We start from the raw sequence: 1,670 nt of genomic DNA, 5'->3' as shown, positions 1-1,670 counted from the left end.
TGAGAGCGTCACCGTGCTGTGTTGCTTTTTCCTTGATCTTATCATAAGAAATAGCATACAATTCATCGTCTGTGATCTCAGTATTTTCCGTTTCGATTTTTCTCAAAACAATAGTGACATCACCATCAGCAGATTGATTGGTTGCAATAGGATAAACTGTGTTATCAATTAACACCCCGGGATCTGCTCCAAGCTCTGTAAGGTGAATTACAGAATTGCCTACCATTTTTGACTTGTCAGGAATTTCTGCTAAAAATCCTGCATCGGCTCTCATGTGCTTTTCAACTGCACCCGTCCAAACTTCTTTATATACGCCTGCCATAGTTTTTATTTTTCAGGTTTAACGCCAAATTGATTTTCATACAGCGTTGAGAATTTCTCCCAATCTGTCTTCGCCATTGCTTCCAGTTTCTCTGGAGACTTCGCCTGATAATCCTCAAAAGTCCACTTCTCAGTGTTCTCTTCCTTTTTGCTTGAATCATCAAACTGACTGGAGATAGTAGGCGGTTTTTGAGGAGTCGCTGAACCGAGGATATTTTTTACCGATTCAAAACCTTCAGTATCTTTGCAAAGATTTTCATAGAAGGCTCTTTGAGAATTTTGAATAGCACCTGTTTTTTCGGCATTATCCAAATAGTTCTTCACCTCCGTTTTCTGTCTTTCGACTTGATCGAGCTCCAGTTGATCTAACTTCGCTTTCAACTCATCTCTTTCTTTTGATGCTGATTCAGCGAAAGCCAACAATTCTTCTCCAAGCTCATCCGCACTTGTAGCAGATACACCGACGAAATTCTTCGCTAAGATTTTAGCGATTAACACTTCTTTCATTGTTGATTTGATTTTAGGTTCTTTTGGAGAAGACTCTCCGTTTCTTTCAAGACTCGCAGAGAAGTATTGCTTGAATGATTCTTTTTCTTGTGATTTAGCTTGCAACATGGCTGTTGGTACTTCGATCCCGTCTTTGTCTATTACACCATCAATTATCCCGAGTTCTTTACATTCCTGTGCGGTTAACCAGTGATCTTCACCATCCATGAACTTTTCAATTTCTGCATGCTTATTCTCGGGCATTTTATCCTTATAGTGCTGATACAGTATGCCACTTATTTTATCTAATGTTTCTGCTACCTTTTTCAAGGTAGTGGAATTACCGTATGCACCTGTTAAGGCTTCATGGATCATTTGATAAGTGTTCTTGTACATATATACCTTATCGCAAGCCAAAAGAAAGATAGTACCCATCGAAGCCGCTAAACCAATCACTACAGCAGTAACCTTTATATCTGCATGCTTCAATACATTGCACATCGCAATCCCTTCCATGACATCACCTCCATAGCAGTGTACCTGTATCTCAAGCTCTTCGTACTCTTCTGCCAGTTCATCAATCTGATTACTGAATGAAATAGCATTGTTACGCCCCCATACGGATATATCCCCGGATAGCCTCGCCTTTACTTTTGTACCTGATTTAGAAATGATCTTCATTGCGTTTCTTGTTTTCTTTTGATACCCAAAGGTTCAGCGATCACTTCATTTCATCTCTAACTTTTCCGTTTTTTCGGTAAAGTACGCCGAAAATTGAGTAATGAAATCAATACCTTTTTTATTAGACGTCATATTTGATGCATATCAAAACACAAAAAAATGGCACTAAGCAAAGAGAAGAA

Annotated in this window: 1 protein-coding gene and 1 pseudogene; both read right to left on the bottom strand. The window is 39.0% G+C overall.

Going from position 1 to position 1,670, the window contains the following annotated elements:
• A pseudogene (locus PL77_RS29685) lies at positions 1–322 on the bottom strand (hypothetical protein); the annotation flags it as partial.
• A 5-nt stretch (positions 323–327) separates the two neighbouring features.
• On the bottom strand, positions 328–1,488 hold the full coding sequence (locus tag PL77_RS29680; protein WP_044213631.1) for a head maturation protease, ClpP-related: 1,161 nt from the start codon (positions 1,486–1,488) through the stop codon (positions 328–330).
• Positions 1,489–1,670: the final 182 nt, after the last annotated feature.

This window comes from Flammeovirga sp. OC4 (assembly GCF_000812565.1).
GTDB lineage: Bacteria > Bacteroidota > Bacteroidia > Cytophagales > Flammeovirgaceae > Flammeovirga.
This window is presented reverse-complemented; position numbering and strand designations above follow the sequence as displayed.